This is a genomic window from Kitasatospora sp. NPDC042419 (assembly GCF_056437345.1).
In genome coordinates, this window is sequence record NZ_JBWKAW010000009.1 from 139,372 (window position 1) to 157,373 (window position 18,002).

At 76.3% G+C, this 18,002-nt stretch carries 12 protein-coding genes; 7 read left to right on the top strand and 5 right to left on the bottom strand.

Annotation, left to right across the window (positions count from 1 at the left end; all coding sequences use genetic code 11):
* The first annotated feature begins 136 nt into the window (after positions 1–136).
* A complete protein-coding gene (locus AC067J_RS19500) occupies positions 137–1,255 on the top strand; it encodes an AI-2E family transporter (protein ID WP_478300982.1) in 1,119 nt (372 codons plus the stop codon).
* A gap of 159 nt (positions 1,256–1,414) precedes the next feature.
* Entirely contained in the window at positions 1,415–2,293 is an 879-nt protein-coding gene (locus AC067J_RS19505; RefSeq protein ID WP_478300764.1) for a Vgb family protein, read from the top strand.
* 95 nt (positions 2,294–2,388) lie between these two features.
* On the opposite strand, the gene AC067J_RS19510 is transcribed toward AC067J_RS19505, so the two are convergent.
* Complete coding sequence (locus AC067J_RS19510; RefSeq protein WP_478300765.1) at positions 2,389–3,195, bottom strand: AraC family transcriptional regulator; 807 nt, start codon at positions 3,193–3,195, stop codon at positions 2,389–2,391.
* 327 nt (positions 3,196–3,522) lie between these two features.
* Between AC067J_RS19510 and AC067J_RS19515 the strand changes: the two genes are divergently transcribed.
* A complete protein-coding gene (locus tag AC067J_RS19515) occupies positions 3,523–4,800 on the top strand; it encodes an MFS transporter (RefSeq protein WP_478300984.1) in 1,278 nt (425 codons plus the stop codon).
* 90 nt (positions 4,801–4,890) lie between these two features.
* Here AC067J_RS19515 and AC067J_RS19520 read toward each other — a convergent pair whose 3' ends face one another.
* The 4 genes from AC067J_RS19520 to AC067J_RS19535 all read right to left on the bottom strand — a co-directional run bounded on the left by AC067J_RS19520 (position 4,891) and on the right by AC067J_RS19535 (position 13,368).
* Positions 4,891–7,854, bottom strand: coding sequence for a helix-turn-helix transcriptional regulator (locus tag AC067J_RS19520; protein ID WP_478300767.1), 2,964 nt, complete (start codon positions 7,852–7,854; stop codon positions 4,891–4,893).
* Between the two features lie 726 nt (positions 7,855–8,580).
* Positions 8,581–8,772 carry a hypothetical protein gene (locus AC067J_RS19525; RefSeq protein ID WP_478300768.1) on the bottom strand — a complete coding sequence of 64 codons (192 nt, stop codon included), beginning with the start codon at positions 8,770–8,772 and terminating at the stop codon, positions 8,581–8,583.
* Between the two features lie 222 nt (positions 8,773–8,994).
* Entirely contained in the window at positions 8,995–12,186 is a 3,192-nt protein-coding gene (locus AC067J_RS19530; protein ID WP_478300769.1) for a type 2 lanthipeptide synthetase LanM family protein, read from the bottom strand.
* Between the two features lie 537 nt (positions 12,187–12,723).
* On the bottom strand, positions 12,724–13,368 hold the full coding sequence (locus AC067J_RS19535; RefSeq protein ID WP_478300771.1) for a class I SAM-dependent methyltransferase: 645 nt from the start codon (positions 13,366–13,368) through the stop codon (positions 12,724–12,726).
* 367 nt (positions 13,369–13,735) lie between these two features.
* Here AC067J_RS19535 and AC067J_RS19540 point away from each other — a divergent pair, with 367 nt between their 5' ends.
* From AC067J_RS19540 to AC067J_RS19555, 4 genes are all read left to right on the top strand, one after another.
* Positions 13,736–14,446 carry a sigma 54 modulation/S30EA ribosomal C-terminal domain-containing protein gene (locus AC067J_RS19540; protein WP_478300772.1) on the top strand — a complete coding sequence of 237 codons (711 nt, stop codon included), beginning with the start codon at positions 13,736–13,738 and terminating at the stop codon, positions 14,444–14,446.
* 50 nt (positions 14,447–14,496) lie between these two features.
* Positions 14,497–14,970: a pyridoxamine 5'-phosphate oxidase family protein gene (locus AC067J_RS19545; protein ID WP_478300986.1), complete on the top strand. Its 474-nt coding sequence runs from the start codon at positions 14,497–14,499 to the stop codon at positions 14,968–14,970.
* A gap of 422 nt (positions 14,971–15,392) precedes the next feature.
* Positions 15,393–17,219 (top strand): aa3-type cytochrome oxidase subunit I, encoded by a 1,827-nt coding sequence (gene ctaD, locus AC067J_RS19550; protein WP_478300775.1) that lies wholly within the window; start codon positions 15,393–15,395, stop codon positions 17,217–17,219.
* A 135-nt stretch (positions 17,220–17,354) separates the two neighbouring features.
* Complete coding sequence (locus tag AC067J_RS19555; protein WP_478300776.1) at positions 17,355–17,906, top strand: hypothetical protein; 552 nt, start codon at positions 17,355–17,357, stop codon at positions 17,904–17,906.
* Positions 17,907–18,002: the final 96 nt, after the last annotated feature.

Consider the following 18,002-nt stretch of genomic DNA (forward strand, 5'->3'; position numbering starts at 1 on the left):
GTCCCCGTCCGGTGGTGGCGCGGCGGCGGAGCGGCCCGGGGTCGAGCGGCCCGGGGCGGACCGATACGGGGTGGAGCGGCAGGAGCCGGTCCTCCGGCCGGAATCGCGCTTCACGGACCACCGCCGCCCGTACCTGATGCTGCCGCCCGCGATCCGCGCCGCGGCCGCCTGGTCGGCGGCGGTCATCCTGCTCATCACGGTGGCCTCGCTGGTGGTCTACGCGCTCGTCGAGCTGCGCGCCGCCACCGTCCCGGTCATCCTGGCACTGCTCGGCACCTCACTGCTCTACCCCGTGATGCCCTGGATGGTGCGACGCGGCGTCAGCCGCTCGGTCGCGGCCGGGCTCACCTGCGCGGTGCTGGTGGCCGCCGTCAGCGGCGTGATCACCCTGTTGGTCAACTCCCTGGTGCACAGCGCCCCGCAGATCGCCGACGCGCTCCAGGAGGCCGGTGACCGGATCGCCGAATGGCTCGGCCCCCTCGGCGAGAAGATCCGGCACGCCCTCGACAACGCCCAGGGCGAGACCAGTTCGCTGATCTCGACCGTCACCACCGGTGTGCTCTCCGGCCTCGGCCTGGCCACCCAGATCCTCACCGGCGCCGTCCTGGCGCTCGCCCTGGTCTTCTTCTTCCTCCGCGACGGCCACCGCAGCGGCGACGCCATCCGCTCCTACCTGCCCGGCCGGGCCGGTGAGACCCTCGTCGCCTGCGCCGAGCGGGCCTTCGAGGCGATGGCCGGGTTCATGCGCGGCACGACCCTGATCGCCCTGATCGACGCCTTCTTCATCACCGTCGGCCTGCTGGTGCTGAGCGTCCCGGGCGCGCCGGGGCTCGGCGCACTGGTCTTCATGGGCGCCTACATCCCCTTCGTCGGGGCCTTCCTCTCGGGCGCGGTCGCCGTCCTGGTCGCGCTCGCCGACGGCGGCTTCGGGACGGCGCTCTGGGCGCTCGGTGTCGTCCTCGCCGTCCAGGTCATCGAGGGGAACGTCCTCCAGCCCCTGATCCAGAGCCGCACCGTCGAACTGCACCCGGCCACCATCATGGTCGCCGTGGTGGCCGGTGCCGGGATCGCCGGCATCCTCGGAGCCCTGCTCGCCGTCCCGATCGCGGCCGCCGGCCTCGGGGTCGTCTCCGTCCTGCGCGGCGACCAGGGCCGGCGGCCGCGCAACGGGCGGCGGAACGGCACGGCCGCCCCTGCCGAGGCCGCGGCGGGCGCGGGGGGTGCGGCGGGCGCGGGGACCGCGGACCCGGAGTAGCCGGCCGGGGGTCCTTCCCACGTCCTCCGCTTCCCCCACTTCCTCCGCTTCCCCCCTCGATCACGCGGAACCCGGTTGCCGTGCGTGTGCCGAGTAGTGGAGAGTGCCGGAATGCGGCGGGAGCTGCCGCAGGGTCATGGGAGAGGGGTGGGGCTGCTGATGACGGTCGAACGGTTCGAGGTGTCGGACGGTCAGGCCGGTCCGTACGGGGTCACGGCGGGGCCCGACGGCGCGATCTGGTTCACGCTCGTGCACGCCGGGGAGATCGGGCGGCTCGCGGCGGACGGCACGGTGGCCAGGTACGGGCTGAACGCACCGGAGTGCGGACCGTCGGTGATCACGACCGGCCCGGACGGCGCGCTCTGGTTCACCCGGATGCGCGACCACCGGATCGGGCGGATCGGCACCGACGGGACCGAGCGCTCCTTCGCGCTCCCGGGCGAGGGCGCCGGGCCGTACGGGATCGCCGCCGGCCCGGACGGTGCGCTCTGGTTCACCGAGCTGAACGCCGACCGGATCGGCCGGATCACCGTGGACGGCCAGGTGACGGAGTACCCGCTGCCGGTCACCGGCGGCTTCCCCTCGATGATCGCCGCCGGCCCGGACGGCGCGCTCTGGTTCACCCTCAACCAGGCCGACGCGGTCGGCCGGATCACCGTCGACGGCGAGGTGACGGTCCACCCGCTGCCCACCGCCGGCACCGCCCCGGTCGGCATCGCGCGCGGAGGCGACGGCGCCCTCTGGTACGTCGGCATCGGCGCCGGACTGGTCGGCCGGATCACGGTGGACGGCGAGGTCACCGAGCACCCGCTGCCCGACCGCGCCGCCCGCCCGCACGCCGTCACCGCAGGCCGGGACGGCCGGGTCTGGTTCACCGAGTGGGGCGCCGGCCGGATCGGCTCGCTCGGCCCCGGGGGCGCGTACCAGGGCCACGAACTGCCGGTGGCCGGCGCCGAGCCGCACGGCATCGCCGTCGGCGCGGACGGCGCGGTGTACGCGGCGCTGGAGATCGGGGAGATCGCCCGCATCACCGGGTAGCAGCGCGGCCGGGGCGGCCCGGAGCGGCTTCTCGGCCGGGGAGGCTTCGCGGCCGCGGAGGCGGGGTGGCCCCGGGGTCGCCGTCGGCCCGGCGGTCAGGGCGGCCCCGCGGCCACGTCGCCCGGCTGACGGAGCGGTGGGCCCGTACGGCGGTGATGGGCGGCCGGTGTGTGGCCGAAGACCTGGCGGAAGACGTCGATGAAGGCGCTGGCCGACGCCCAGCCGCAGCGGTGCGCCACCGCCGTGACCGGCAGGCCGTCGGCCAGCATCCGCAGCGCGTGGTGCAGCCGCAGCTGGGTCCGCCACTGCGGGAACGTCATGCCCAGCTCGTCGTGGCAGAGCCGGCTGAGGGTTCGGGCCCCGGCCCCGGCGGCCAGGCCGAGCTGGGCGAGGGTGCGCCGGTCGGACGGGTCCCCGTCGAGGAGGGCCGCGACCGCGGCGAGCCGCGGATCGCGCGGGACGGGCAGGTGCAGCGGCTGCTCGGGGGCGTGTCGCAGCTGGTCCAGCAGGACGGCCAGGATGCGCCGCCCCTCCGCGGTCCGCTCGGTGCCCGGGCTGCTGTAGGCGATCACCAGCTCCCGCAGCAGCGGGCTCACCGCCAGCACGGCCGGGCGGGTCAGGCCGAGCGGGTTGTGCTCCAGGGAGAGGCCGATGGTGTGCAGCACCGTCTGCCCGTAGGCGCGGTGCCGGTGGACCGTTCCGGCCGGGATCCAGAGCGCCCTGGTCGCCGGCGCCACCCAGGTGCCCGCGTCCGTGGTCACCGCCAGGACGCCGCGACCCGCGTACACGATCTGGTGCACCTCGTGCCGGTGGGCGGCCACCTCCGAACCGGCGGACAGCGGACGGGTGGTGGTCGAGTGGTGCACCGCCGCGGGTACCGGCTCGTGGGCCGCGTCGTTCACCGGGTCTTGGGCCGCGCCGGACGGTGGGCCGTACGGTGCCCGGTCTGCGTCCTCCGGCCCGGGCCGGCGCCAATCAAGCCGCGGGGAGTCGAGCCGTGGGGAGTCAAGCCGCCGGGGGTCAGGCCGTGGGGAGTCCGGCCGCGGGGAACCGGGTTGGCGCGGACGGGGTTGGCGGGAATTCGGCATCGGTCGGCACTTTATCGGAAGCCCGCCACGCCGGTGCTCCCCGAGGATCGGTTCGTGACCTACCAGACCTCCCGGACCCCCTCCCGGACCTCCTCCCGAGAATCCTCCCGGGCTCCCTCGCAGACCTCCTCCCGGACTTCCCTGCGGGGCTCCTCCGGGGCCGCCCGGACCGGTGGCGCCGCCCCGGTCGCCGTGCTGGCCGTCGGCCACGCGGCGGTCGACCTCTACCAGGGCGTCGTCCCCGCCCTGATCCCCTTCCTCGTCGCCGGACACGGGTTCGGCTACCTGGCCGCCTCCGGTGTGATGCTCGCCGCGACGCTGCTCTCCTCGATCGTGCAGCCGCTGTTCGGCGCGCTGACCGACCGGTGGGCCATGCCGTGGCTGATCCCGGCCGCGACCGTGGCGGCGGGTGCCGGGGTCGGGGCCGCCGGACTGTCCGGGTCGTACCCGCTGGTCTGCGCGGCGGTCGCGCTCTCCGGGATCGGGGTGGCCGCCTACCACCCCGAGTCCGCCCGGCTGGCACGGGCCGCGAGCGGCGCCGGCCACACCCGGATGGGCTGGTACTCGCTCGGCGGCAACATCGGCTTCGCCCTCGCCCCGCTGCTGACCGGCCCGGTGCTGGCGGCCGGCGGGCTCGGCGCGACTCCCTTGCTCGTGCTGCCTGCTCTGGCCGCCGCCGTCCTCACCGCCCCGGTCGTGCGGCGCCTGGCCACCCGGACCGCCACCGCGCACGCCGTCGCCCGGGTCGGCGGCGGGCGTGACGACTGGCCCGCCTTCCTGCGGCTCTCGGCGGTGATCGGGTGCCGGTCGGTGGTCTTCGTCGGGCTGAGCGCCTTCGTCGCCCTCTACGCCCGGCAGCGGCTCGGCGGCGGGGAAGGCGGGAGCGGCGGCTCCGGCGCGGGGACGGTGGCCCTCTTCGCCCTGTTCGCGGGCGGCGCGGTCGGTACCGTGCTCGGCGGGTGGCTGGCCGGACGCTGGGGTCGGGTGCGCACCGTCCGGTCGGCCTACGCGGCCGCCGTCCCGGCCGTCGCCGGGCTGCTGCTGGTGCCCGGGCCGGCGCTGTACGGCTTCGCGGCGGCCGTCTCGCTCGCCCTGTACGTGCCCTTCTCCCTCCAGGTGACGCTCGGCCAGGACTACCTGCCGAGCCGGATCGGGACCGCCAGCGGCGTCACGCTCGGCCTGGCCGTCAGCGTCGGCGGGGTCGCCGGGCCGGTGATCGGGCTGCTCGCCGACCACGTGGGGCTGCGGGCCGCGCTCGCGCCGCTGGCGGTCCTGTGCGCGGTGGCGTGGTGGATCGCGCGCGGCCTGGCGGAACCCGCCGAGGTGGTGGCGCCGGCGGCTGCGGCGGACGCGCCGGCGGGTGCAGCGGGTGCAGCGGGTGCGGGGGGTGCGGGGGCCGGGGCGGGCCGGGAGCCCTGAGCGCGGGAACCGGACGGCTCCCGGCGCGCCGCTCCGGCTCGGGGCCCCGCGCGGGGGGTCGGCCGCGCCGCCCGGCGCGCCGGGCCCCGGTCAGCCCTCGCCGCAGAGTTCGGCTGCCAGGTCGCAGAGCGCCGCCCGGTCGGCGTGTCCGGTCTTGGCGAGCAGGTTGGCCATGTGCTTCTCCACCGTGCGCGGCGAGATCGACAGCTTCCGGGCCAGCTCCTGGTTGCCCGGCCGGGCGGCGAGCAGGACGAACACCTCGTACTCGCGGACCGTCACCCCGCAGGTGCGCAGTCGGGTCGGGACGGCGTCGCGGCCGCCCCGGTGCTGGGCGACGCTGGCACCGGCCCGCCGCAGCAGGGTCCGGCAGGCGGCGGCGACGGGCTGCACCTCCACCTGGTGGAAGTACTCCTCGGCGGTGCGCAGCCAGGTCACCGGTTCGCCCCAGCCGTCGGCCAGCGCGGCCTCCGCGGTCAGCCGCAGGGCGAGGTGGTGCGCCAGGGGGAACGGCGCGGCCGTCAGCCGGGCCTCCGCGACCGCTTGGGCGGCCTCGGCCGGGCGGCCCTCGCGGCCCAGCAGGACCGCTTCGGCGAAGCCCAGGAACTGGCGGTTCCAGGCGAGTTCGGCGGCCGGCGAACCGGCGGCCCGGTCGAGTTCGGCCCGCCCCCAGCGGCCGTCGGCCACCTCCAGCAGCGGGTGCAGGCCGTGCCGGCCGGCCAGGTAGAAGACGCTGGGGTGCTCCTCCTCCCAGGCGCGGCCCGCCGCGAGTTCGGCGGCGGCCCCGGTCCGGTCCTCGGCGAGCAGCGCGCCGACGGCCCGGCAGAGCCCGTACCGCAGCGGCATCAGGAAGGACTCCTCGCCGCCGGCCTGCCGGAAGCGGGCGAGCTCGCGCTCGGTCTCCCGGCCGCGGCCGCGGTGCGCGGCCAGGGTGGCGGAGCAGAGCAGCAGGTAGCGGTGGGCGGCGAGGTTGCGAAGCCGGGCGGTGGCGTCCAGGCAGCGGTCGACGATCTTGCGGGCGGTGTCCCACTCGCCGCGCAGCACGGCGTTCATCGCGAGCAGCCCGTCCAGGGTCTGGGTGAGCAGGATCGCGCCGAGCCCGGCGGCCGCCTCGCGGGCGCGTTCCAGGCGGGTGCCGTCGCCGGTGCGCATGAAGGCGTTGGCGCCCAGCCGGAGCAGCGCCTCGACCCGCCAGACCGGCAGGGCGTGGGCCTCGGCGACGGCCAGCATGCGTTCGAGGCAGGCGTCGGCGGCGTCGAACCCGCGTTCGCGGGCGAACAGGGCGAGCAGTTGCCAGGCCTGGCAGGCGACGACCGGCAGGCCGGCCCGCTCGGCCACCTCGGCGGCATGGCGGGCGCGCCGCTCGGCCTCGGCGAGGCGGGTGGCGGTGTCGGTCCGGTCCTGCGGGCCGTGGACCGGCAGCAGGGCGAGGTGTCCTTCGACGACGGCCAGTGCGGCGTCCTGCTCGGGGCGCGGTTGGTCGGCCGAGAGCGCGCGCACGGCGGCGACCTGGGCCACCGCGTCCGGGCCGCGTTCGGCCATGACCGCCGCCCAGGCGAGCCGGGTGTGCAGGTCGATCCGGCGTTCGACGTCGGGGGTCCGGGCCGGTCCGCGGTCGGGGTGGACCGGGGGCAGCGTCCGGACGAGTTCGAAGGCCCGGTCCAGCTGGCCGGCTTCGGCGAGCGCGGGCAGCAGCCGTTCGGTGACGGCGGTCCGTTCGGCGTCCCCGGCGAGTTCGTGCGCGCGCTCCAGCAGTACCACCGCCGAGCTGGCCGCGCCCGCCTCCAGCATGCGCCGGCCGGCCTCGGCGAAGTGCACCGCCGCGCCCGCCCGGTCGCCGCCCGCGAGCAGCAGTGACGCGACCAACTGGCGTCTCTCGTCGGCCAGTTCGGGGTCCGCTCGGACGATCGCCCGGGCTGCCCGGCGGGCCAGTGCGGCGCGCTCGGCGGGTGCGAGGGCGGCGGTCACCGCGTCGGCGGTCAGCGCGTGCCGGAAGGCGTAGCGGTCGGGGGTGGCGCCGTCCGGCACGATCATGTTGGCCTCGGACGCCGAGCGCAGGTGGCTGAAGAGGGTCCGGTCGTCGTAGCCCGTGATCAGCTGGACGGTGGTCACCGAGAACCGGCTGCCCAGGGTGGCGGCCGTCAGCAGCAACTCCCTCACCTGTGGGTCGAGTTGGTCGATCCGGCGGCTCCAGCTGCGGACGATGGTGCTGGGCACGCCGGTCCGCGGACCGCCCGGGAGCGTCCACCGGCCGTCCTCGTCGCGGCGCAGCGCACCGGAGTCCAGCATGTCGGCGAGCAACTCCTCGACCAGGTAGGGGCAGCCGTCGCCGCGGGCGGCCAACTGCTCCAGCACGGCCGCCGGCACCTCGGCGACCTCGCTCTCCAGGATCGCCGCGGCCAGGGCGGCGACCTCGGTGGGCGGCAGCGGCCGCAGTTCGGCGACGGCGGCGGCGCGCCGCCGCTCGGCGGCCCGGACCAGGTCCAGGGCGGGGCCCGGCTCGGCGCGCAGCGTGCCGAGCAGCAGCACCGGCAGGCCGTCCAGGTTGTCGACGAGGTACTCCAGTACGGCGACGGTCTCCGCGTCGGTGTCGTGCAGGTCCTCCAGCAGCAGTACGCAGCCCTGGTCCCGGCCGAGCACCGCGAGCAGTCGCAGCAGTGCCTCGGCCAGTTCGACGACCGTCTCCGGGTAGGCGCCCGCTCCGGCCGCCGTCGCGCTGTCCCGCCACTCCGGCACCAGGCGGGCGAGCGCCGGGCGGTAGGGGGCGAGTTCGGGGTCGGCCGGCGGGCCGGCGGCCCGGAACCTGGAGGAGAGCGCCTCGATCAGCGGGCGGAACGGCGTCACCGTGCCGGTCGAGCTGCCCCGCCCGCGCAGCACCGGCAGGCCGAGCCCGTACGCTTGGTAGGCGCATTCGCCGGCCAGTCGGGACTTGCCGATGCCGGCCTCGCCCAACAGGAAGACGGCCCCGCCGGCCCGCTGCCGGGCGGCGGACAGCACATCGCCGAGCAGCCCGATCTCGGCTGCCCGGCCGACGGTGATCGACGACGTGGTCCGCATGGCCGCAGGCTACTTGACGGGCGATCTCTTCTGAAGGGTGGCGAATCGGCCACGAAGCAGACACGGTGTCAGCACGGGATGGTTACGGTACGACCACATGAGCGGGGAGGTCGTCCGGTGGGGTGGCGGTTGTGACGGCTGTGGTCAGTGGGACTGATGGGACCTGCCGGGCCTCCTGGAAGGTGCTCCGGACGAGGGGTCGGGGAGGGGCGGCCGACGCCGGAGGGGTGTTGCGGCGCGGCCGGGGTGGCTGGACTGTCAGGTGGGGCAGGTGGGGCGCACAGGAGCACGGCGCGCGGAGGTCCGGCGGCGGTCGAGGGGCGCGCGGCGCGGAATTCGGGGGCGCGCGGCGGTGCGGGTGGGGCGCACGGGTGTCCGGGCCGGTGCGCGGGGCGGGCCGGGGCCTCGGGCGGGCGGGGCGTCGAGCGCGCCCCTTCGCGTGACGTCGCGCGGGCCTCGATCGGTGGGCCGCCGGGCGGCTGCGGCTGCGGCTGCGGCTGCTGCGGGTGAGGGTGAGGGGGCGGCAGCGGCTGAGGGTCAGCGGTCGGCGCTCGGTGGCCGGCGGTCCGCCCAGGCCGCCGTGGGGGCCTGATCGCGGGGAGGAACCCGCCCACGGGCGAGGGCCCGGCCGGGGTCAGTCCGTGCGGACCGGTGCGTCCGCCGCCGAGGGGCTGCCCGGTCCTCGGCGGCGGACGGTCCGACCCCGTCAGGGTCGGTGAGCGCCCGTCAGAACGGGGTGGTCATGGTCGGGAACTCGAAGATCGGCGGGACGGCGCCGCCGGTGCCGGCGAGCAGCTGAGAGCGCAGGCCCAGGCCGGCGCCGGTCCGCAGCCGGATCTCGCCGGCCGGATGGTCGGCGACCTCACCCGGGCGGGCGGCGGGCTGCTTCCAGGTGAGCTGCTGGTCGTTCTCGTGCATCGGTCGGTACTCCTTCGTGAGGGGTGCGGACGGTGCGGGGGTGGCGCCGGTTCGATGGAGGCGGACGGTTCGGTTCGGTTCGAGCGGGCAGGACGGGTGGTGCGGTCCGTCCGGTCGCACCGGTGGGCGACGGACGGACGTGCGGGGCGGACGAGGCTTTCGGGAAGCGGTCCGGGGCCGGGGGCCGGGGTCGGGATCGGTACGCGGGCGGTGCGCGGGTGGTCAGGAGGGCGGGGGAGGGACGCCGGGACGGAGCAGCAGGGCGGGTGGCACGTGGTCGGGGAAGCCGAGGCGGAGCAGTCCGTGGCCGATCCCGGCGAGGCCGGTGAGCAGGCCGGGGTGCGGGACGTGGTCGGGGGTGCCGCAGCGCGGTCCGTCGTGGTCGACGCCGGCGAGGAGCGCCCCGGCCCGACGGACCCACGGGGTCCGGCCGGAGGCGGGGCCGTGCCGGCCGAGCAGTTCCAGCACGCCCAGCTCGCCGTGGCAGAGACTGTGGTCGGCGATCGGTGCGGCGCGCGCGGTGTTCCGGACGGCGCGTTGGGCCCAGTCGGCGAGCCGGCGGTCCGCGAGCGCGAGCGGGCTGTCGATCACGGCGAGCGCGATGCCGGGGCGGCCGCGGCACCAGGAGCCCTCCCGGGAGCGGGCGGCGGTGGCGGCGTCCAGGGCGGCCAGGCCGGCCCGGTGGTGCGGGCCGTCGGCCGGTTCGCCGGTGGCCTCGGCGTACCGCAGCAGCGCCCAGCCGGTGCCGGCCGAGCCGTGGGCGAAGCCGGTGCCGGCCGGGGCGGGCCGGTCCGCGAGCCGCCCGGCGCCGACGGCGGCGGCGCGCAGGGCGGAGCTGCCGAGGGCGCCCGGGGCGCCGGGCGTGCCGAGTGCACCGGGCGTGCCCTGCGTACCGGGGCCGGCACGGGAAGCGTCGGGGCGGCCGCCGGGAGCGGCGGGTGCGGCGGCCGTGTGCACCGCGGCGGCGTGCACCGCGAGCAGGGCGGCGACACCGCCGGCGGTGCCGCTGTGCACGCCGGGGTCGGTCTCGCGCTCGGCCGCGGCCGCCGCGAGCGCCACCGCCGGTTCGGTCCACTGCCTGATCAGCGGGTCGTCGAGGGTGCGGGCGATCTCGGTGAGCGCGTAGGCGATGCCGCCGAGACCGGCGAAGGCACCGGAGCCGACGGCGGCCGGGCGGTCGGGGTGGGCGGCGAGCGCGTCGAGCAGGCCGGGGACGGGTGCCAGGGCCCGGCGGGCCACCTCGGCGTAGCGGTCGGAGCCGGTGAGCGCGGCGAGCTGGGCGAGGAAGAGCGCGGCGCCGGTGTAGCCGCCCGCGAGGTCGGCGCCGAGCGGCCGGACCCGCCAGTACCGGTCGGCCAGCAGCTCCAGGCCGAGCCAGTTGGTGCGGGTAGGGGCCCGGTAGGCCGAGGCGACCAGTTGGTCGCCGATGCCCCGGGCCGCGGTGAGCAGCTGGTCGGGTTCGGGCGCGGTGGCCCAGACGTTCTCGGGGACGGGCCGGCCCGGCCGGTGCGCGGGCGTCCCGGCGGCGCCGGCCATGGCCGCGCGGATGATCCACTCCTGGTCCTTGCGGTCGACCCCGCCGAGCGCGGTCAGCTTGGCCTCCGCCCGGGCCAGTCCGGCCTCGGCGAGCTCGCCCGGCAGCCGCCGCCCGCCGGAGGTCCACAGGTCGCGGGCGCCGGGGCGGGCGGTGAACAGGGGGACGTCGCCGGCCCAGAGGTCGGCGATCTCGTGGTCGGTGAGTTCGGGCCGGCCGGGGTCGTCGACCGCGTCGGTGCGCAGCAGGGCCAGGACGGCGTGCCGGGCGGCGGCGTCGCGCAGCACGTCCGGGTGGGTGGACTCGTCGAGCAGCCGCGCGTATACCCGGGTGGCCCGCGGCACCACCCGGACCTCGTCCTCGGCGAACGACCGCAACAGGCCGCGCGGTCCGACGAGCCGGTCGCGCCCGGCGGCGAGCGCGGCGTACCCGGCGCGGAAGCCGTCGACCAGCGCCTCGACGTGCCCGGCCGGGTCGACGGGGGCGCCGCCCAGCCGGGGACGGTTGCGGGCCTCGCCGAACGGGCGCGGGCGCCGGACCAGCCGCATCTCGTCGGTGCCGGCGCCCGCCCAGTCCACGCCCTCGACCGGCGAGGCGAGCCGGCCCGCGCCGCCGCCGCCGATCCCGGACACGTCCACCGCGCCGTCGTCGCCGACCAGCAGCTGCGGCAGCAGGCCGACCCGGTGCACCGACTCCTCCATGGCACGGGCCGCGGGGTCCTCGGCGGGCCCGCTCCGGGCCGGCGGGTGGAACAGCGTCTCGACGTCCACCAGCACCGGGTGCTCCCCGCACGCGATCAGGTTCTCGAAGTGCAGGTCGGTGCCGTCCAGGACGTGCAGCAGCGCGAGCAGCGCGCCCTGCCGCCGGTAGAAGCGCTCGACCTCGTAGCCGGTCAGGCAGGGGCGTGCTTCGGCGTACTCGGTCCAGCCGTGGCCGCCCCGGTCGAGCAGGCCGAGCGCGCGCAGCCGGGGAACCCCGGGCTGGTCGGTGTACCACCCGAGCAGGGCGTTGAAGTGCCGGTGCGCGGCGGGCGGCCGGGGCCGGTGGACGACGGCGGCGCCGTCGGCGAAGTGCAGCACCGCGACGGCGCGGCCGCGGCGGTGGCGGTCGCCCGCGTCGGCGGTCACGGCGACCAGGGCTCCCGGGTCGCGGCCGCGCAGCAGGCCGGAGACCAGCAGCGGACGGTCGGCGGCGAAGCGGTCCAGCAGCTCGGCGTGGGCGTCGGCGGCGTCCAGGCAGGCGCGGGCCAGCAGCCGGGCCAGTACCGGGTACTCGCGCAGCAGCGCGGCGAGGCCCTCGCGGCGGGCGGTGAGGGCGAGGAACGAGCGGAACCGCTCGTGCGGGCTGCCACCGGCCAGCCGCCCGCCGACCCTGGCCACGTTGAGCTCCAGGACCAGCGTGCGGGCGGCGATCCGGGCGAGCCGCTCGGTCAGGCGGGCGGTGAACCCGGCCCGCAGGGCGGCCAGGTCGATCCGGCCCAGCTGCTCGGCGGCGCGCACGGCGGGGGAGAGGGCGGTGAGCAGCCGGACCTGCGCACGGTCCGCGAACGGCTGGAGGACGAGCGCGAAGCCGGACAGCCCCGGGTACGCGGCGCGCGGCACGACCGGCCGGACCGGTGCGGCGGCGACGGCGGCCTCGGTGAAGGCGGCCCAGTCCGGGCGGGCGGCGGGAACGGGCCGGCCCGGGGTCAGGCCCCGCTCCCACCAGGGGGAGCCGCCCGAACGGGCCGACCGGAGGCGGGTGCGGTGGGGACGGGGGGCCGGGCCGGGGTGCGGTGGGCCGGGTTGCGGCGGGCGGGCACAGGGCGAGCCGTCGCACGGTGAGTCGGTCGCTGTTCCGGGGTCGGGCACGGGCACCGCCTCGGGTTCGGACGCGGACATGGACTCGGACGTGGGCCTGGATGTGGACGTGGATGTGGGTGTGGACTCGGCTGGTGCTGGTGCTGGTGCTGGTGCTGGTGCTGGTGCTGGTGCTGGTGTCGGGCCGTGGCCGGCCTGCCCGGCCGACCCGTCCGGCGAGGGAGCGTCACCGGGCATCGGAGAGTGCGGGAACGGTGTGGTCGAGGCGACCGCCGGTGCGACCGGGCCCTGAACCGGTCCGGCGCCCCCGTCGAGGCGCGTGCTGCGCACGGCGTTCACCTCTGCCACCACCGCACCTCCGATGCCGGGAGAGGGCTGCGCTGCCGTCGAAGGCGCCGCCCTCGGTCCCGATCCTGGCGTCGCCGTGGCCACCGGTGCATGGGGGGTGGGCCCCCATCTTTGTGGCGGGCGGCCCGCATGATCCGGCTCCACGGCCGGGGACGGGTCCTGTGGTGCCATGAGGTGCCGTGCGGTCCGGTGCGGTGCCGTGCGGTGTGGTCCGGTGCCGTGTGGTCCGGTGCGGCGCGGCGGGTGGGGCGACCGGGTGGCCGGGCGGGCCTACCGCCTGGCGAACAGGAGCTGGGTGGCGACGGCGGGGCGGCCGTTCATGGTGAGCACCGGGAGTTCGCGCTCGGCGACCGGTTCGAACGCCGTGAACAGCTCGTCCAGCCGGGCGCGGGTGTGGTGCCGGCAGACGGCGCCGTCGCCGGTCTCGAACACGCCGAACCGGCCGTACCGCGCCTCGAACCGCTGATAGCGCGCGCGGTTGCGCTCGTCCGGCTGGAGGCAGTAGTCGCTGACCTGGAGCAGTCCGCCCGGGCGCAGCACCCGGTGGAGTTCGGCGACGAGCGTGTGCTGGGCCTCGTCGCCCGGCACGCAGGTGAGGACGGCGAACAGGAACGCCGCGTCGTAGCAGGCGTCCGGCCGGTCGAGGCGGGGCGGGTCGGTCAGCACGTCGAACCGGGCGGCGGGCTGCTCGGAGCGTGCGCGGGCGATCAGCTCCGGCGCCACGTCGACGCCCTCGATGTCCGTGAAGCCCAGGGCCGCGAGGTCGCCGGCGAGCCGGCCGTAGCCGCAGCCGTAGTCGAGCAGGGCGGCGTCGCGGTCGATCCGGGCGGTCCAGCCGGGGTGCAGCGGGTGGCCGAAGGTCTTTCCGGTTCCGGTGGAGTTCCAGTACGCGGACTGGTCGGCAGGGGTCGACATGGCCCGATCATGCCACGGGGGAGGGGCGGGTCGGGCGGATGAGGTTGGGCGGATGGGGCTGGGCGCCGCTCGCTCGTCCGCCCTTCCGCCTCGCCGCCTCGCCGCCGCGAGCCTCGTCCGGGTGCACGCCCTCCCTCGCCGGTACGGGCCGAACGGTGCGCGCCGATGGGGCCGTTCGACCCTTGTGAGGGCCTCGCGGGGGGCGGGATGGTGATCGCTGCGCCGGTGTGTGCGGGCCCGCCGAGGCGGGTGGCGCGGCAGTACGGGAACGCGGTGGAACGGGAAGAGGCCTGAGGTGGGCGAGTTGGTCACGGTGCGGGTGTGCGAGGGGATTTCGCGAGGGTTCGCGGTCGACGCCAGAGCCCGGGTGGCAGCCGTCGTGAGCGGGGCGGACGCCCTGGTCGAGTCGCTGCGGGTCCGGGTCGGACTGGTCGGCCCGGCGGGGGTGCTGGCCCAGGTCAACGCCGAGGTGGACGGCCGGCGGATCCGCGTCCAGGAGGCCGCGGCCGACCTGGGCGAGGCGCTGGACCGGGTGGTCGACGGCCTGCGCGGCCGCATGGCCGCCGTCACGTCGGGGTGGGCGCCCAGGCCCTGGCCGCGCCGCGCCCGGGCCCACGGGCTGCCCGCCGCCGCCCCGGCGGCTCCGGCTCCGGCTCCGTCGCCGCCGGTCCGGGCCGAACTCCCCCGTGCGGCCGGGTCGCAGGACATCGTCCGGCGCAAGCGGGCCCACCTCGTGTGGTGCTCGCCCGACGCGGCCGCCCGGACCATGGACGCGATGGACTTCGACATCCACCTCTTCACGGACCCCGCCACCGAGACCGACGCCGTGGTCTACCGGGTCGGCCCGACCGGCTACCGGCTGGCCCGCACGGCCGCCGCCGGACCGCCCGCCCGACCGATCGCTCCGCTCACCCTGAGCCCCTGCGGAGCACCGGAACTGACGGAGGCTCAGGCAGTCGGGCGGCTGGTGGCCGCCGAGCTGCCGTACCTGTTCTTCGCGCAGCCCGGATCGCGGCGCGGGCGGGTGCTCTACCGACGGTTCGACGGCCGGCTCGGCCTGATCGCGGGCGCCTCGTGAGCGACGAGTCCGTCCGCCGCCGACTGCGTGCGCTGCGCCGGCCCGAAGCGCTGCCGCCGTCCGCCCGCCCCCGTTCCCGGCCGCCCGCCGAAGTCCCGCCGCGCGAGCTGGTTCCGCTCGAACGGGCCGAGGCCCTGCGGCTGTTGGGCGGAGCGCCGTTCGGCCGGATCGTGTTCACCGTGTCCGCACTGCCGGCGATCCGCCCGGTCAACCACCTCCTGGTGGACGACGCCATCGTGATCCGGACCCATGACGGCGCCGCACTGACCACGGTCTCCCAGGGCGGGGACGCCGCCGGGGTGGTGGTCGCCTACGAGGCCGACGCGATCGACCCGGTGACCCGGCTGGGCTGGAGCGTGGTGGTCACCGGCTTCGCCCGGCCGGTCACCGACCCGCACCTGCTGGCCCGCTACCGGGCGCTGTTGAGCCCGTGGGTGAACGCCTCGATGGACCACATGGTGGCCATCCGGCCCGACCTGGTGACCGGCTACCGGCTCGCTGCGGGTACCGCCGCCGCTTCCTGACGCGCCGCTGCCACGTGCCGGCGCCGGGCCGCCTCCTGGCGTCAGGCCGTGTCGTGGAGCGACACGGCCGTATGATGCCGCTGCCGTTCCGGCGCCTGCCGTGCCGACGCTGCCGTTCCGCCGTCGACGTCCTCCTGTCGATGCGCCGCAGAAGCACTGTTGACGATCCGTCAGGCCGAGTGGGCGAAGCCCCCGGCACGGAACCCGAGCGCACCGGCGCGACCGGGGGAGTATCCCGACTCCTCCGGCCGCGCCGGTACTTCGTCGTCTCCGGGCGCCGGTGACGGTGGTCCCGGCCGGCGGCCCGGAACCGGGGCCCACCGGCCCCGGGCCGCTGGGTCCAACGGCCCTAGGGCGTACGGGTGTCGCGTTCCGATCATGGATCGCCACCCATCCGCAGCAGTTTTCGAAGGAGTGCGTCCTTGAGCGCCATCGAGGCACGGGGCGACAGCGCGCCGCCGCCGTCGTCCGCCGCCCGGCCGGAAGGAGCCAGGGCCGAGCGGTCCGGCTCGGCCCTGGTCCGGCTGCTGACGACCACCGACCACAAGACGATCGGCACCATGTACCTGGTGTCCTCGTTCGGGTTCTTCCTGATCGGCGGCATCCTCGCCCTGGTCATGCGCGCCGAGCTCGCCCGGCCGGGGACGCAGATCCTCTCCAACGAGCAGTTCAACCAGGCGTTCACCATGCACGGTTCGGTGATGCTGCTGCTCTTCGCGATGCCGCTGTTCACCGGCTTCGCGAACTGGATCATGCCGCTGCAGATCGGCGCCCCCGACGTCGCCTTCCCCCGGCTGAACATGCTCGCCTTCTGGCTGTTCCTGTTCGGCTCGCTGATCGCCGCCGCGGGCTTCGCGACCCCGCAGGGTGCCGCCGACTTCGGCTGGTTCCTCTACGCGCCGCTCTCCGACGCGGTCCACTCGCCCGGTGTCGGCGCCGACATGTGGATCATGGGCGTCACGCTCTCCGGGTTCGGGTCCATCCTCGGTGCGGTCAACTTCATCACCACGATCATCTGCATGCGGGCCCCCGGCCTGACCATGTTCCGGATGTCCATCTTCTGCTGGAACGTGCTGCTGACCTCGGTCCTGGTGCTCCTGGTCTTCCCGGTGCTGGCCGCCGCGCTGCTCGCCCTGGAGTGCGACCGCAAGTTCGGCTCGCACGTCTTCGACCCGGCCAACGGCGGGGCCATGCTCTGGCAGCACCTGTTCTGGTTCTTCGGTCACCCCGAGGTGTACATCCTGGCCCTGCCGTTCTTCGGCATCGTCTCGGAGGTCATCCCGGTGTTCAGCCGCAAGCCTATGTTCGGCTACGCGGGCCTGATCGCCGCCACCGTGGCCATCGCGGGCCTCTCGGTCACGGTGTGGGCGCACCACATGTACGTGACGGGCCAAGTCCTGCTGCCGTTCTTCTCGTTCATGACCTTCCTGATCGCGGTGCCGACCGGTGTGAAGTTCTTCAACTGGGTCGGCACGATGTGGAAGGGCTCGCTGAGCTTCGAGACGCCGATGCTCTGGACGGTCGGCTTCCTGGTCACCTTCCTGTTCGGAGGCCTGACGGGCGTGCTGCTGGCGGCCCCGCCGATCGACTTCCACGTCTCCGACTCGTACTTCGTCGTGGCGCACTTCCACTACACGCTGTTCGGCACCGTGGTGTACGCGATGATGGCCGGCTTCCACTTCTGGTGGCCCAAGATGACCGGGAAGATGCTCGACGAGCGGCTCGGGCGGATCTGCTTCTGGACGCTCACCATCGGATTCCACTCCACCTTCCTCGTCCAGCACTGGCTCGGCGCGGAGGGCATGCCCCGCCGCTACGCCGACTACCTGGCCTCCGACGGCTTCACCGCGCTCAACACGGTGTCCACGCTCGGGTCGTTCCTCCTCGGCCTCTCGCTCCTGCCGTTCCTCTACAACGTCTGGAAGACCGCCAAGTACGGCGAGCGGGTGACCGTCGACGACCCGTGGGGCTACGGCCGCTCGCTGGAGTGGGCGACCTCCTGCCCGCCGCCCCGGCACAACTTCGTGACCCTGCCCCGGATCCGGTCGGAGTCCCCGGCCTTCGACCTGCACCACCCGGAGATCGCCGCCCGCGACTTCATGGACCACAACGGCGAGCCCGCCAAGCACCTGGCCGGCGTCGTCCCCGCCGCGTACGACGCCCCCGCACCGCGGCGCGGCCGCGTGCTCGGCGCGTCGGGCGGGGCCGGTGAAGCGTCCGGCGACGGCCGTCCGGACGCCGGAGGCTGACGCTCCGCCCCCCGAACGCCGCTCCCGCCCGCGTCGCTGCCCCCGGGCGGGCGGGAGCGGCCCCTTCGTCCCGCGTCTTCGTCCCCGCCCTTCCGAACCCGCGTCGAGCCCCATCGGCTGAGGAGCGCACGGAACATGTCCCACACCGTTCTGGCCATCGGCACCGCCGCGACCACCGCGTCCGGCTGCGTCTGGTACCTGCCCGCCATCGCCGACCTGCAGGCGGGCGACGACCGCCCGCGCTCGGCCCGCACCGGCGCTGCCGCCTGCGTGGTCTGGTGGGCCGGCCTCGCCCTGGCCGGCGTCCTGCTGCTGGTCGTCCCCGACTGGCAGCCCGCCGCCCGGATCGCGCTGGCCGGCCTGGTCGCCGGCGTCGTCCTGCGGGTCCGTGCCCACCTGCAGAGCCGGGCCGAGCGGCGTGAGGACACCGCCCGCTGGGCCCTGCTCGACCCGGACCGGGGCCGGGAGCCGGACCAGGCGCCGCGCTCCCCCCGAGCGTCCGCCCGTGCCCTGCTCGGCTGGCTGGTGGTCGGCCTGGCGGTCGCCTCGCTCGGCGCCGCCTCCATCCTGCTGTCCGGCGGCGGCCCGCTCGCCCCCCGGCTGGCCGCCGCCACGGGCAGCGCGGTCGCCGTCTCGACGGCCTTCCTGCTCATCGGCCTCGGCGACGCCCGGCGGCACCGCCCCTGAGGCGCTGCCGGTCCCTGCGGCGCGCGGGCTCCGGCGCGTTCGCGGATCACCTGACGGTCGATCAAGTCGATGTCAGTGAGCGGACATTGAAATGCG